This is a genomic window from Paenibacillus sp. FSL K6-0276 (assembly GCF_037977235.1).
Lineage (GTDB): Bacteria > Bacillota > Bacilli > Paenibacillales > Paenibacillaceae > Paenibacillus_AQ.
This window is the reverse complement of record NZ_CP150276.1, coordinates 5,384,823-5,399,716: the sequence shown is the minus strand read 5'-3', so window position 1 is coordinate 5,399,716 and position 14,894 is coordinate 5,384,823. Positions and strand designations below refer to the sequence as shown.

13 protein-coding genes are annotated in these 14,894 nt (G+C 45.3%); 11 read left to right on the top strand and 2 right to left on the bottom strand.

Annotated elements, in window-relative coordinates; translation table 11 throughout:
• Positions 1 to 227 precede the first annotated feature (227 nt).
• The 6 genes from MHH52_RS25420 to MHH52_RS25395 all read left to right on the top strand — a co-directional run bounded on the left by MHH52_RS25420 (position 228) and on the right by MHH52_RS25395 (position 8,247).
• Positions 228 to 1,679 carry an IS1182 family transposase gene (locus MHH52_RS25420; RefSeq protein ID WP_340005105.1) on the top strand — a complete coding sequence of 484 codons (1,452 nt, stop codon included), beginning with the start codon at positions 228 to 230 and terminating at the stop codon, positions 1,677 to 1,679.
• 303 nt (positions 1,680 to 1,982) lie between these two features.
• Entirely contained in the window at positions 1,983 to 3,050 is a 1,068-nt protein-coding gene (locus MHH52_RS25415) for a hypothetical protein (protein ID WP_340005103.1), read from the top strand.
• Between the two features lie 351 nt (positions 3,051 to 3,401).
• The gene (aroB, locus tag MHH52_RS25410; protein WP_340005101.1) at positions 3,402 to 4,451 is read left to right on the top strand and encodes a 3-dehydroquinate synthase; all 1,050 of its coding nucleotides are present in this window, start codon (positions 3,402 to 3,404) and stop codon (positions 4,449 to 4,451) included.
• A gap of 430 nt (positions 4,452 to 4,881) precedes the next feature.
• Entirely contained in the window at positions 4,882 to 6,846 is a 1,965-nt protein-coding gene (locus MHH52_RS25405) for a heavy metal translocating P-type ATPase (RefSeq protein WP_340005100.1), read from the top strand.
• A 156-nt stretch (positions 6,847 to 7,002) separates the two neighbouring features.
• Positions 7,003 to 7,944 carry a thioredoxin-disulfide reductase gene (gene trxB, locus MHH52_RS25400; protein WP_313641695.1) on the top strand — a complete coding sequence of 314 codons (942 nt, stop codon included), beginning with the start codon at positions 7,003 to 7,005 and terminating at the stop codon, positions 7,942 to 7,944.
• A gap of 69 nt (positions 7,945 to 8,013) precedes the next feature.
• A complete protein-coding gene (locus MHH52_RS25395) occupies positions 8,014 to 8,247 on the top strand; it encodes a glutaredoxin family protein (RefSeq protein ID WP_313641694.1) in 234 nt (77 codons plus the stop codon).
• A gap of 145 nt (positions 8,248 to 8,392) precedes the next feature.
• Here the strand turns inward: MHH52_RS25395 and MHH52_RS25390 are convergent, their stop codons facing one another.
• Positions 8,393 to 8,593 carry a hypothetical protein gene (locus MHH52_RS25390; protein ID WP_313641693.1) on the bottom strand — a complete coding sequence of 67 codons (201 nt, stop codon included), beginning with the start codon at positions 8,591 to 8,593 and terminating at the stop codon, positions 8,393 to 8,395.
• Positions 8,594 to 8,894: 301 nt separating this feature from the next.
• The gene (locus tag MHH52_RS25385; RefSeq protein ID WP_340005098.1) at positions 8,895 to 10,055 is read right to left on the bottom strand and encodes an ROK family transcriptional regulator; all 1,161 of its coding nucleotides are present in this window, start codon (positions 10,053 to 10,055) and stop codon (positions 8,895 to 8,897) included.
• Positions 10,056 to 10,332: 277 nt separating this feature from the next.
• Here MHH52_RS25385 and xylA point away from each other — a divergent pair, with 277 nt between their 5' ends.
• The 5 genes from xylA to MHH52_RS25360 all read left to right on the top strand — a co-directional run bounded on the left by xylA (position 10,333) and on the right by MHH52_RS25360 (position 14,859).
• Positions 10,333 to 11,649: a xylose isomerase gene (xylA, locus tag MHH52_RS25380; RefSeq protein ID WP_042131068.1), complete on the top strand. Its 1,317-nt coding sequence runs from the start codon at positions 10,333 to 10,335 to the stop codon at positions 11,647 to 11,649.
• Between the two features lie 417 nt (positions 11,650 to 12,066).
• Entirely contained in the window at positions 12,067 to 13,563 is a 1,497-nt protein-coding gene (xylB, locus tag MHH52_RS25375) for a xylulokinase (RefSeq protein ID WP_340005096.1), read from the top strand.
• A 305-nt stretch (positions 13,564 to 13,868) separates the two neighbouring features.
• Entirely contained in the window at positions 13,869 to 14,141 is a 273-nt protein-coding gene (locus MHH52_RS25370) for a hypothetical protein (protein ID WP_340005094.1), read from the top strand.
• A complete protein-coding gene (locus MHH52_RS25365; RefSeq protein WP_340005092.1) occupies positions 14,138 to 14,311 on the top strand; it encodes a hypothetical protein in 174 nt (57 codons plus the stop codon). Before MHH52_RS25370 ends, MHH52_RS25365 begins: the two co-directional genes overlap by 4 nt.
• A 59-nt stretch (positions 14,312 to 14,370) precedes the next feature.
• On the top strand, positions 14,371 to 14,859 hold the full coding sequence (locus MHH52_RS25360) for a glycoside hydrolase family 95-like protein (protein ID WP_340005090.1): 489 nt from the start codon (positions 14,371 to 14,373) through the stop codon (positions 14,857 to 14,859).
• Positions 14,860 to 14,894 lie beyond the last annotated feature (35 nt).

Sequence of the window (14,894 nt, the reverse complement as noted above, 5' to 3'; positions counted from 1 at the left end):
TTGCGGTTGAAATCCGGAGACAAAGGCGGTCGCTATCACTCCTACAGTTCCAAATTTCCCCTTCGCTACTCGCCTCTAATGTTTTTTAAGTTCAAGTTATACAGGCGTATTTTGGAGGCCCGTGAAAACTCAATTTCGATTAACAGGACACCCTTCCTCGATCTTTTCGAGGAAGGGTGTCCTGTTTTGCTGTATAATGATTGTATTAATTTCAGGTGGTGTCTCGGATGATTTCAAACCAACAATCCCTTAACCTCAGTCCATTTATGGCTATTTACGATATCGTCGTACCTAAAGATAATATGCTACGACAAATAAATGACCTCGTAGATTTTTCCTTTGTTCATGAAGAATTACAGAATAAATATTGCCTGGATAATGGTCGCAATGCCGTGCCTCCCATTCGTATGTTCAAGTATTTATTACTAAAATCGATCTTTGATTTATCAGATGTCGATGTCGTAGAACGTTCTAAATATGATATGTCCCTCAAATACTTCTTAGATATGGCGCCTGAAGATGAGGTCATCAATCCTAGTTCACTCACGAAGTTTCGTAAACTCCGGTTGAAAGACGTGAACCTGCTCGACATGCTGATTCAAAAAACAGTGGAAATCGCATTGGAAAAAGAAATCATTAAGAGCCGATCAATTATTGTGGATGCTACCCACACAAAATCACGATTCAATCAACAATCACCAAAAGAAATTTTGATGGAGAAGTCTAAGCTATTGCGGAAGGCAGTTTATCAGATCAATGAAAACATGAAAGATAAATTCCCGCCAAAAACAACGACAAACGAATTAGTGGATGAACTGGACTATTGCCAAAAAGTAATTGACGTCGTGGAAAAAGAAGAAAGCATCCGCGAATACCCAAAGGTAAAGGAAAAGTTGAACTACTTAAAAGAAATCGTAGAAGATCACGTGGAGCACCTCCAATTCTCAAATGATCCAGATGCACGTGTAGGTCACAAAACGGCAGATTCCTCTTTCTTTGGCTATAAAACACATCTTGCAATGAATGATGAACGTATTATTACAGCTGCAGTAATTACAACAGGTGAAAAAAGTGATGGAAAACAACTTCAATCCTTGGTTACTAAAAGTCGTAAAACGGGTATGGAAATCGATACGATCATTGGAGATACAGCCTATTCTGAGAAAGAGAATATCCAATATGCCCATGAAAATGGATTGCAATTAGTATCCAAATTACACCCATTAATTACGCAAGGAAAACGTAAAAAAGAAAATGAATTTGAGTTTAATAAAGATGCAGGAATGTACGTTTGTAAAGCCGGACAGATGGCAACTCGCAGGGCACGTACGGGGACAAAAAATGTAGGAGCAAATCAAGTAGATACCTATTACTTTGATATCGATAAGTGTAAGCAATGCCCCTTAAAAGAAGGTTGTTATAAAGAAGGAGCAAAATCGAAAACCTATTCAATCAGTATCAAATCAACGGAGCATAGCGAGCAGCACGCGTTCCAAGAAGGAGAATATTTCAAAGAAAAGTCAAAAGAGCGCTATAAAATTGAAGCGAAGAATAGTGAATTAAAACACCGACATGGGTATGATGTGGCAACTTCCTCAGGTCTTGTTGGCATGCACATGCAAGGGGCAATGGCCATATTCGCTGTCAATCTCAAACGAATATTGACGTTAATAAAGTAAAAAACATGAAGAAATCATAAAATAAAGGCGAAATCTTACTCGGAATGGAGTGAAATTTCGCCTTTATCTATTTAGGTACATTTTACAGATTCTTAAAGCATACGTTTTTCAGTGCCCTCGCTATGCGGCGATGTCTTTTTTTTTTGTGCTTCAAAAAGGCTAAATTATTCACCTTGTTGGCAACGCTTGCATATTTCATGGGAGGTTACCGTATTTATAAGTGAGGTAATAAAATGTCGGTGGCACTATGTTCATTAACTTGGCGTACCGGCAGCAATCCAAAGATAAAGGGTGGGTGCGAAGATGAAGGGTGAACGTCAGCAGGATGGTTTTCGGAGTAGTGAAGAGCGCCCGTTCAAGTTCATGTATAAGGCTGGTGATCGGGCTGTAGGGATGGAAATGAGCCAAGCCGGATCCGTAGCCTCTGCTGCCGCAGAATTTATCGCCGGAGTAGAGCAGAGAGATGTCGTAGAACCTTTGAACCGTTCTTATTTTAAGCGGCCCGGGGAACAGTCGGCATTCTTAGTGCTGCGCGAAGGACGAGAAGAACGCCCTACTGCACGGGAAGATGCAAGATCCGTTCAAGCCGGTCCTTGTCTGATACGAAGTGAGGAATGGCTGCTCGAACCTGAACTGTTCTGTCTTTATGAAAACTGGTTATCCAGTGAAGATGAACTGCAGGCTAGTCGAATTCTGCAGCGAATTTATTATCGATTACAAGCAGCGACTGAAGCGCTGCTGGAATCACCGGATGGTGAATGGGCAGCGGTCACCCTGCTGCATCCAGAGGAGCTTGCGGCGCAGCCCGCAAAGCTCGCCGCGCTTCAGGACGCGCAGCTCGAAGCGCTTTTCACTGCGGTGGCGGAGAGCCAGCGGCAAGGCGGCGATTGCCGCCTGGACCTGCTGGCAGCCTACACCGCAAGCGGAGCCGAATTCGCGGCGAAGCGCGAATTCATCGAAGTCGTGGCCGATCAGACGCTCGGCCACGCTTATGCGGCGGCGTGCCGCATCGGGGCGCTGATCGCGCCCGATGTGGAGCCCTCCGCCGCCGCGGAAATCGCGCGCATCGCCGATTTCCTAGTGCTCGACGGCGCGGCGAGCGAGCTCGCGCCGGAAGGGACCGCCGCAGAGGGCTTCGCCCTGGCGGCGGGAGAGATCTTTGCCGCCGTGCGGAGCGTGAAGCCGGCGGCGGTAGTTCTCGCCGCGGGGACTCCGGCGGCGTCGGCTTTGGCCGATCTGTATCGGATCGGCCTGAGCGGGATCTTTTGCAGCGCGGGTCAGCGGACCGAAGCGCTACTTAGAGCAGCCTGCCTGATCTGGATCGCCAGGCAGCAGGAAACACTGGATACTGCCGCCGGTGGAAGGCAGTAACACAATAACGAAGTGGCTGTCTCATAAGCCGCTTTCTCTTATGAATGAGACGATCCGTTTCATTTAGAATCGGAAAAAAGAGCAGTGATTCTCCATTAATGGAGGATCACTGCTCTTTGCCTGCTTCAACAGTGAAATCATCATCCGCTGAGGCATACGGACCCAGATGATGTTATTTGCATGTTTTATGCTTTTGGAGCATAGTTTCGGACTCCAATGACGTTATTCCTTAGGATAAGGTTCATAATTGGTGTTTTTCATGTTTCAGCATCTCTATTAATTTTACATAAAAAGGATAATCGAATTGGCGGCTCGAATCTATTAGCATCCTACTGAAATGAGGCGCTGCACATGTCCGCAAATTTTAGAGTTGCCCTGAAGAAGGTTGTTGATTATTCCTACGACATTGAGATCGGAGAAACTTTATTTAACTCATTAATAGAGGACTTAAAACGAGGAATCGTAGAGAATGTTAGCAAATTCGCGGTAATTACGGATTCTAAAGTTGAAGCGCTTTATGGACAAGCCTTGCTGGAACAGATGATTCAGAATGGTTTCCATGCGGAGCTTTTTTCTTTCCCTGCCGGAGAAAAGTCCAAAACCCGTGAAACGAAGGCACAGCTTGAGGATCAGCTATTAAGTCGTTCTTATGGACGAGATTGCTGTATCATTGCGGTTGGAGGCGGTGCAGTAACCGATTTGGGAGGTTTTCTTGCGGGTACGTTTGGCCGTGGAGTGCCGAGTTTGAACTATGCAACTACCCTATTAGCGGCAGCAGATGCATCCATTGGTGGAAAAACAGGCGTGAATACTCCGGTGGCCACCAATCTTATCGGTGTATTTCATCAACCTAAAAAGGTGTATATCGACTTGGCAGCTTGGAGAACACTTCCGGTTCGTGAGCTCCGCAGCGGCTTGGCTGAAACGATCAAACATGCCTGCATCGCCGATGCGGGATTTTTCGAGTTTTTGGAGCGAAATATGGATAAAGTAGTCTCCTCGGAAGGTGAACTTGTTTTAGATCGAGAGGTTTGCGAACAGATTGCACTTCATAATTGTGAGATCAAATATAGTGTGGTAGAAAAGGACGAGCTAGAGAACAATCTGCGCCAAATTCTTAATCTGGGGCATACCGCAGGTCGAGCACTAGAGGCTTTAAGTGGCTATGAATTGTTGCATGGTGAAGCAATTGCAATAGGCCTTGCTATTCAGGTACGGCTGGCAGAGCAAATGGGATTTGTATCTTCTGATGAGAAGCTGCGTGTGATTGCATTACTACAGAAAGCAGGTCTGCCGACCGAAATCCCAGCAACTATTACAGACAGAATGCTAATCGACAAAATGTACACAGATAAAAAGTGCGTAATGGGCTTATACGGTTTGTGTTCCAAGAGGGAATAGGCTCAATGAAACGTTTTGAGGATGGATCTTATTCGACTCCAGTTGAAGAGCAAGTCCTAACAGAACTTTTAGAAAAAGTTCGCCACTAAGCGGGCACCTACACCTATTTTGAAATTTATGGTGGTTAGCCGAATAGATAGGCTTTACTTTTTCATTCCTGGTGGTATGATTAAAATATAAGTTGCACTAAGGAAATATAGTTGTACTATTGCAACAATGATTATCATTCTCATCACCTATAGTTATCAATCATGCTGTCCCGGCTAAGCCGGGGCAGCATGTGTCATTTTAGGGGTCTTAATAATGGCTCTCATTCTCACTTGGCAGAAGTAATCCTTCACAAAACAAAGCGTATGCTCACGAGGCGAGTTTTGTTGCGAAGAGAAGACAATGAAGTTATCCTACAAAACTTTAAAGGACGGCGATTATTATGCAAGCAACATCAAAACATCTACCCCAACAGACATCAATCTCTGGCAGCATGAAGAAGCCAGGCGCTCCAAAGCGCCGATTCGATCCACGTGCCATGCTGAGCAACTCCGAAATGCAGGCTGCTCTGGGCAGCGGGTTGCTTATGCTTCTTGCTTGGGCTGTTGGTGGCTGGTCCGAAATACTATCTACAGCACTCTATGTCATTTCTTATACAATTGGTGGCTGGAACAAGGCAAAGGAAGGCGTAGAAACGCTCGTCAAAGAACGTGATCTCGATGTGAACCTACTGATGATTGCAGCCGCACTGGGCGCAGCCTCCATCGGGTACTGGAATGAAGGAGCCATGCTCATTTTTATTTTTGCGCTAAGTGGTGCATTAGAGAGTTATACGATGGAACGTAGTAAAAAGGATATTTCCTCGCTGATGGCCCTCAAACCGGCCACGGCCATGCGGATTGAAAAAGGAAGCATGAATGAAGTAAATATTGACCAGTTGGTAATCGGAGATCTGCTGCTTGTGCGTCCAGGGGATTTGATTCCTGCAGACGGCAAGGTTTCTCGGGGGGAATCGGCAGTAGATCAGGCCTCCATAACGGGAGAGTCAGTACCTGTCGAGAAAACTGCGGGTAGCGAAGTATTTGCAGGCACTGTGAATGGAGAAGGACCACTTTATATTGAAGTAACGAAAGCTGCTGAGAACACCCTTTTTGCCAAAATCATCAAAATGGTAGAAGAAGCAGAAACGGAAGTTCCCAACTCGCAGCGTTTTATTAAAAGACTTGAAGCCATTTATGCTCGGGTAGTCGTAGCCTCGACAGTGGCACTCATTCTCCTTCCACCGTTTCTGCTGGACTGGAGCTGGAGCGCAACCTTTTATAAAGCAATGGTCTTTCTAGTAGTCGCTTCGCCTTGCGCATTAGTCTCGTCCATTATGCCAGCGATGCTGTCGGCCATCTCCAAAAGTGCGCGAAAAGGGATTCTGTTTAAAGGCGGGGTTCATCTAGAAAATATGGCACGCACAACGGTTGTGGCTTTTGATAAGACAGGGACACTTACAGAGGGAACCCCACAGGTCACTGATTTTATTGCGGGTGAAGGGTACAGTCGACAAGAATTGCTGGCAGTTAGTGCATCCATTGAGAACATGTCCCGTCATCCACTGGCGGAAGCGATTGTACGTAAGGCTGAAGATGAAGGCCTAGAGCTACGGGGAGTGCGGGACAGTAAAACCATTACAGGCTGGGGGATTGAAGGTCAAATCGACGGACACCTCTGGAAAATCGGAAAGTCCAATTTGCTGGATGAGCTGACTTCGTCTGCGATGAACCCTGAACTGGAGTTTTGGAGACTTAAGCGGCAGCAGTTGGCGGAAGAGGGAAAGACAGTTTCTATTATTCTGGATGGTGAGCAGATTGCGGGGATGATAGCCTTGCAGGATACGGTTCGTCCACAAGCAGAAGCCGCTGTGCGGAAGCTGCAGGAGCTTGGGATTAAAGTAGCAATGCTTACCGGTGACCGTGACGCTACGGCTCAGGTTATTGCAGGTGCAACTGGAGTAGATATGGTATTTTCCGACCTTTTACCAGAGGATAAAGTGAAGCATATCAAGGCACTACGTGAAAAGTATGGTCACGTTGTTATGGTGGGTGATGGTGTGAATGATGCACCTGCTTTGGCGACAGCAACCGTAGGGATGGGTATGGGCATGAAAGGGAGCGGAGCAGCGCTCGAAATAGCCGATGTAGTGCTTATGAATGATAATATAGAAGAGATTGCTTCAACGATATCATTGGCACGTCGTTCGCAGCGTATTGTGAAACAAAATATGATTTTTGCAGTGACTGTGATCGCAGTGCTTATGATCAGTAACTTTGTGCAGGGGATCGCACTTCCTTTTGGCGTGATAGGTCATGAAGGCAGTACGATATTAGTTATTCTAAATGGACTAAGATTATTGCGATAATATTTTTTGAAATTAAATTGTTCACGAAATAGTTCTGGAACGAGGGAGTCTGGCATATTGACATATTTGCTTTCTGTTATCATAATTAACACTACATTATAATTATTTTAAATAAGAAGCGACGTCATTGCCGTCTAGCTCAAGGAGGACATAGATATGTATAAATCAATAATTGTTGGTACCGGACCGGCAGGATTAACCGCCGCTATCTATTTGGCTCGTGCCAATTTGAACCCACTAGTAATCGAAGGACCCCAACCCGGTGGACAATTGACCACTACAACAGAAGTGGAGAATTTCCCTGGATTTCCTGAAGGAATCATGGGTCCTGATTTGATGGATAATATGCGTAAACAAGCTGAACGTTTTGGTGCGGAATTCCGTACGGGCTGGGTGAACAGTGTAGAACTTGGAGAACGTCCTTTTAAGCTGAATGTTGAAGGAATGGGCGTTCTTACCACAGATACATTGATCATTTCCACAGGCGCTACGGCAAAATATCTCGGTATCCCAGGGGAGCAAGATAACGTGGGACGCGGTGTGAGTACCTGCGCTACCTGTGACGGATTTTTCTTCCGCAATAAAGAGATCGTGGTTGTTGGCGGTGGAGATTCCGCACTTGAAGAAGCTGGCTTCTTGACTCGTTTTGCTTCCAAAGTAACTTTGGTGCACCGTCGTGGAGAACTGCGTGCTTCGAAGATCATGCAGGATCGCGTTCGCGCTAATGTTAAAGTAGACTGGAACCTGAATCGCACACCTCTCGAAGTTACTTCCAGCGACAAAGGTGTGAATGGACTAAAAGTGCTTAACAATGAGACCGGAGAAGAAGAAATTATCGAAGCAAGTGGCGTGTTTGTTGCAATTGGCCACCATCCTAACACCTCTTTCTTAGGTGGACAGATTACAACTAATGCGGATGGTTATATCATGACGAACCCAGGCACTTCCGAAACCAATATTCCAGGCGTATTCGCATGTGGCGATGTGCAGGATACTCGTTACAGACAAGCGATTACTGCAGCAGGTAGTGGATGTATGGCAGCTATGGATGCTGAGAAATATATCGAAAGCTTGGAGCACAGTGCAGTCATTCTGTAATTTGGTTTGAAAAGCTCCCAATGCTACAATAGATATCATTACTGTATATCTTTTATAGGAGGTCATACCATGGAAAATGTAATTGTTTATACCTCAACAAATTGCCCGCATTGCCGTCAGGTGAAAAGCTTTCTGAGCGAGAAAGGCGTATCCTATGAGGAGCGCAACATCGAGCAGAATGATGATTTTGCACAGCAAGTATGGGACATGGGAATGAGAGCTGTTCCTGTAACTGTAATCGGTGAGCACAAAATTGTTGGCATGAACAAAACTCAATTCGACAAAGCACTCACGACTGTTTAATTAAATAAGATTTCCGCAAGGAAATTGTAATGGGCCGCTTCCGATCAGGAGGCGGTCTATTTTGCAATCTCTTTAAGCATACAAAAAATAGTCTGACGCTTCTGTGCGCAGACTATTTTTATGAAAGTAGATCTAGAAGTAGGGTTTAGGTTTGAGTAAAAGATGCAATGATCTGAAATAGTACGTATACAGCAGCGCCGCTGCCAATAAGAATAAATCCTGATTTCTTTTTAGCTTGAAAAAAACGGAGCACACCGAGGCTGATCAAAGGGGCAATAATGAGCAGAAAAAGCAACACAGTGATGAACATCTGTGCTGAGATATCAGACGTATCAACATAGGTCATGGACTCGCTCTCCATTTCAAAAAAAAGGGTTGTAGTGATAAATGTCACACTAGCTTGACCTTTATTATATAGGATTTCTGTTCTTTTTACTGCACTTTTGATCCACCCAAATGCGTCAATTTTACGTCAATTATTTCAAAATATAAGAATGTATATGTTCCACGCTATAAATTATTCTTATATTTCTCACATAAACGCTTACCGTCCTTATAAGGACGCCGAAGGTGTTTATACTTGTCCTATGAATTTTCGCCTATAAAGATGCTTAGCAATGAACACAATTCGTCCATCGAACTATGGATTATAGGGTCACTCGAATGTCGCCTAGGAAATGCATAACGGCAGAGAAACCTGCACCGATCATCGTTCCACGGCTACCGAGCTTGGAGAATGTAATTTCGAGTTGCTGCTTATGGTAAGGAAGAGTACGCTCGGCTACAACCCGGCGTAGTGGATCACCTAGCCATTCTTCAGCCTCAGATAATGCTCCACCGATAACAATAAGCTCTGGATTGAAGCTATTGATTAAATTTGTCACTCCGATACCGAGATATTCGCCCATCGTTGAGAAGTGATGCAGGGCGTCTTCTTGTCCTCCAGCCGCATAATGAACCAGCTCTGGCGTATTATGGGCAGGGAGGGAGAGGTCGGGATTATCATAGGTTTTCTCAGAGGCATATAACTCCCAACAGCCACGACTGCCGCAACTGCAGGGCTTGCCTTGTGCTTCAATCGTCATATGTCCGGTTTCGCCGGCATATCCTCTTGCACCCTTGTAGAGCTCTCCACCAATAATAATTCCTGAACCGATCCCTGATCCCGCACTGATGTAAAGGAGGTGCCTTACCTCTCGTGCCGCTCCAAAGTTGAGTTCACCCTGAGCGCCCGCGTTAGCTTCGTTATCAATGGTGACTGGGACAGAAAATTCAACTTCCAGTATTGCTCGCAGATCGACCATTTCCCAACCAAGGTTAGGAGCAAAGAGTACAACACCATTTTCATCCACCATGCCGGGGACACCTACTCCGATGCCGACGATACCGTAAGGGGATTCAGGAGCGCTGACAATCAAGTCAGAGATAAGCTTATTCATTTGTTCCAGGACGTAAGGGAAATCATGATTGTCTAAGGAGAAATCGCTTTCGTAAAGAATGCCCCCACTCAGATCACATAAGACCGCTGTTAGCTGCTTTACCCGTAATTCTATGCCAATTACACTGCCGGCCATCGTGTTAAAATGCAGCATTAACGGTTTGCGGCCACCGCTTGATTCCCCAGGTCCGACTTCAGTTACCAATTCTTGAGTGCACAGCTCGGCTACCAGATTGGACACAGTAGCTTTATTCAATCCGGTCATCTCTGAAACCTTCGCGCGAGAGAGTGGAGAGTGCCTTCGAATGGTATGTAGTACGATCGATTTATTTATTTTTTTGACCAACGCTTGGTCTCCAGTAACCTTCACAAATCACACATCCTTCTTAGCATAGTTCCCATTTGTTGTATGCCACTTAGTCTAGAGTGATGTGCTGGAAATTGCAATACATAGCGGATAGAGGAAATTTTCCATCATTCATCCTTTATATTTGGGAGGAGGCGAGGGAAGGCTAGTCAGGGCTCCAAAAAATGGACATAAAAAACTTATCAAAACTTTGTTTAACCAATACACAAAGTCCGAAAGATGTGTTAAGATGATCCTGTAAACGCTTGCGGGCGAAGCACAATTTGAGGAGGATTACACAATGGCTTATTTTGAGACAGTGAACAAAATCTCTTACGAGGGAAGCCGTTCCACCAACCCTTTTGCATTTAAATTCTACAATCCTAAAGAAGTCGTAGCCGGCAAAACAATGGAAGAACATCTGAAATTTGCAATGGCTTATTGGCATACATTAACTGCTGGCGGTTCTGATCCGTTTGGCGCTGAAACTGCAATTCGTAGCTGGAACAAATTGAACGGTCTGGACAAAGCTAAAGCTCGTGCAGAAGCAGCTTTTGAATTTATGGACAAGATGGATCTGCCTTACTTCTGCTTCCATGATGTGGACATCGCACCAGAAGGCGCATCTTTGCGTGAATTCTATAGCAACATCGACACCATCGTTGACATCCTTGAACAAGGCATGAAGACTTCCGGAAAGAAATTGCTGTGGAATACAGCTAACATGTTCACTAACCCACGTTATATGCATGGTGCAGGCTCCACTCCAAATGCTGATGTTTTCGCACACGCAGCAGCACAAGTGAAGAAAGGTCTGGAAGTAGGTAAACGTCTAGGCGCTAGCAACTATGTATTCTGGGGTGGTCGTGAAGGCTACGAAGAATTGTTGAATACAGATATGGGTCTTGAACAAGATAACATTGCTCGTCTGTTCAGCATGGCTGTAGATTACGCTAAGGAAATCGGCTTTGATGGTCAATTCCTGATCGAGCCTAAACCAAAAGAGCCTACGAAACATCAATATGATTTCGATGCAGCAACAACGATCTCTTTCTTGCAAAAATACAACCTCGACAAGCACTTCAAGCTGAACCTTGAAGCTAACCATGCTACACTTGCAGGTCATACTTTTGAACATGAGCTTCGTGTAGCTCGTATCAACGGCATGCTTGGATCGCTTGACGCTAACCAAGGTGATACATTGCTTGGATGGGATACTGATGAATTCCCAGTTAACATCTACGATGCAACACTCACACTGTATGAAGTACTCAAGAATGATGGTCTTGGCAAAGGCGGAATCAACTTTGACTCTAAAGTACGTCGTCCTTCCTTCGAGCCTGAGGATCTGTTCCTAGCACATATCGCTGGTATGGATACTTATGCAAAAGGCTTGAAAGTAGCTGCTAAATTGATTGAAGATCGCGTATTCGAAGATTTCGTCGAAAAACGTTACAGCAGCTTCAATGAAGGCGTTGGCGCTGACATCGTATCCGGCAAAGCAACTCTGGCTTCCTTGGCTGAATATGCTTTGAACAATGAGAACCCACGTCCTAACCAATCCGGACGTCAAGAATACCTGAGAGCTACACTTAACCAATACATTTTGGCTGAGTAGGATTTACAGGGAGCTTAAGGCATACGCCTTGAGTGCAGTATCAAGCATAAACGCCATTGGCGTCCTTTAAGGACGGTAAGCGTTTAAGCGGGAAATATAAGGATAAAGTATAGTGTGAAACTTATACTTTCTTATATTTGAACAAATGCAACGGGGGTTGCTGAAGAGAGCATTCTTCGGCAGCCCCCTTTTTTGTAGCCGAAAACTAAGCAGGATGCTTACGAAGCGAGTTTTGCTCGAAGTAATCCAACGAAGTATATGCTCACAAAACTAAGCAGGATGCTTACGAAGTAAGTTTTGCTCGAAGTAATCCAATGAAGTCTATGCTCACAAAACTAAGCAGGATGCTTACGAAGTAAGTTTTGCTCGAAGTAATCCAATGAAGTATATGCTCACAAAACTTTTAGGAGGTCAAATATGAAATACGTTATAGGTGTAGATTTGGGCACTAGTGCAGTGAAGACTGTTCTAGTGGACCCACAGGGTAAGGTGGCTTTTGAGCATTCCGAGTCCTATCCGCTAAGCAGACCACAGCCGAACTGGAGCGAACAAAATCCAGAGGACTGGGTCAAAGGGACGCTGGTCAGTCTTCGACGCCTGATTGAAGTATCGGGCATTGACCCATCACAAGTGGATGGTCTTAGCTTCTCCGGGCAAATGCACGGATTGGTACTAGTGGATAAGGAAGGTCAAGTGCTTCGTCCGGCCATTCTTTGGAATGATACTCGTACTACTGCACAGTGCAGAAGAATAGAGAAGACGCTCGGAGCAAAGCTTATTGAGGTCGCTAGAAACCGTGCGCTGGAAGGCTTCACGCTTCCTAAAATTCTATGGGTACAAGAGAATGAACCTGAGGTATTATCACAAGCGTATCAGTTCCTGTTGCCAAAAGACTATGTGCGTCTCCGGTTGACCGGTGATTATGCTATGGATTATTCCGATGCTGCAGGAACACTTCTATTAGATATAGGTTCTAAAACGTGGAGTGCTGAAATTGCTGAAGCTTTTGAACTGCCACTTTCCCTTTGTCCTAGACTGGTAGAGTCCTTTGAACAGACGGGAACGTTATTGCCGGATATTGCTGAAGCGTCAGGTCTTTTATCATCAACAAAGGTATTTGCTGGTGGTGCGGATAATGCATGTGGCGCACTCGGAGCAGGTGTCCTTGGTGAAGGCCGGACGATGTGCAGTATTGGTACATCTGGTGTAGTTCTTTCCTATGAGAGCAACAAAGATTTAAATCTCGAAGGAAAAGTCCATTTCTTCAACCATAGTGAAAAGGATGCCTACTATATCATGGGCGTTACTCTAGCTGCTGGTCATAGCCTTACATGGTTCAAAGAAACCTTTGCGTCAGACAAAAGCTTTGATGAATTGTTAAGTGGGGTGTCCTCCATTCCAGCGGGTAGCGGCGGACTACTCTTTACACCTTATATAGTAGGGGAACGTACACCACATCCAGATGCGAATATTCGCGGTAGCTTTATTGGCATGGATTCAGGGCATACGTTGACTCATTTTACACGTTCCGTATTAGAAGGCATTACCTTTTCGCTACGTGAATCCATCGAGATTGTACGTGATTCAGGCAAAGAGATCACAGAAATCATTGCGATCGGTGGCGGGGCTAAAAATGAGGCATGGCTCCAGATGCAAGCAGATATTTTCAATGCATCCATCGTGAAGCTCGAGAGTGAGCAAGGTCCAGCAATGGGAGCGGCGATGTTGGCAGCTTACGGTAGCGGCTGGTTCGCATATCTTAGTGCATGTGCAGAAGCTTTCATCCGTCCTGCTGATGTGTATAAACCAGATCCGAAGCAAGTGGCAATCTATGATGGCTTATTCAACCTCTATCAGGAAGTCTACGGTCAGACCCGTGAACTGAATAACAAGCTGGCAGCATACCGCCAATAAAGTGCCATTTTATTAAAATATAAGAAAGTATAAGTTTCACGCAATACTTTATATCTTATATTTCTCGCATAAACGCTTACCTTCCTTATAAGGACGCCGAAGGTGTTTATGCTTGATATGTCTTATAAAAAAGGTCTTTCGCATATGGCGGAGGACCTTTTTATAACTATCTCTTCTATTCATGTGAGGATAGGCTATGTTCGAAGATGTTGCCGTTCCTATTTTTCTTCTGTAAAGTATGGGGTATCTCCAGGGCAGAGACAAGCTCTGCATGAGATAGTGAAGGTTCCGGGGGGCGGAAGGCCATGTTCCACTGGTTGGTTAAGCTGTTGCTTGCTTTCTTACTGACTACGATACTTCCGGTATTACTGGTAGGAGGTTATCTTACAATTGAGATGAGGACCATGGCGTTCAAGAGCGCACTGGAACAAGCTTCGATCAACGTAGATCGGGTCAAGAAAAGAACGGAAGAAGTCATCGGTGTGTCTCAAGATATTGCATACCGCTTGAGCAATGATGCAAGGTTGAAGAGGCTTGCTACCCGCCAGTATGTCAGTACCTATGATGTGTATTCTTGACTGTTGATGGCACACCGTGCAGCGTCTCAGCAGGCTCAGCTATGGATTTAGCGCTGATCGCTGAGTTGTTCAAGCACTGTATTCAGGCTGCTGAGATTTTAGATACCGATGCCCAGCTGCGTCAGGAGCTCAGGCAGAAACAGGAACTGCTCGCTCATCCGGGAATGTAATTAGCCCTTCCTCAACACCGGAGCTAGCGGAGGCAGCGTCATTATCGCTTAAAAAGCGCTTGGAAGGTGGAGGTGGTCACACGGGCTGGAGTGCAGCTTGGCTGCTTAATCTGTATGCACGTTTGAAGGATGACGAGAGTGCGTTTAGCTGTTTACGCCGTATTTTGCAAAACTCCAGTCTGTCGAACCTGTTCGGTAATCATCCTCCGTTTCAGATTGATGGTAACTTCGGAACTACGGCCGGGATTGCAGAGATGCTCTTGCAGAGTCATCAGGAGGGGCTCGAATTATTACCCGCTCTTCCAGAAGGCTGGTCTGAAGGTAGTGTAAAAGGGTTGGTAGCACGTGGTGGATTTATCACGAATATAGAATGGCGTGAGGGACGCATAACAAAAGCGGAACTGACTTCAACTCATGGAAAACTATGCGGAATTCATAGTCGTCAGCCTATGCTCATTCAAGGGTCCGATGGTTCACGGATAGGGATAGAGATGGAATTTGAAACCGTAATAGGAGAGACCTATATCATTACACCACTAAGCGAATAAAACACATCGGTCTAGCATATAGGCTGTTCTCAGAG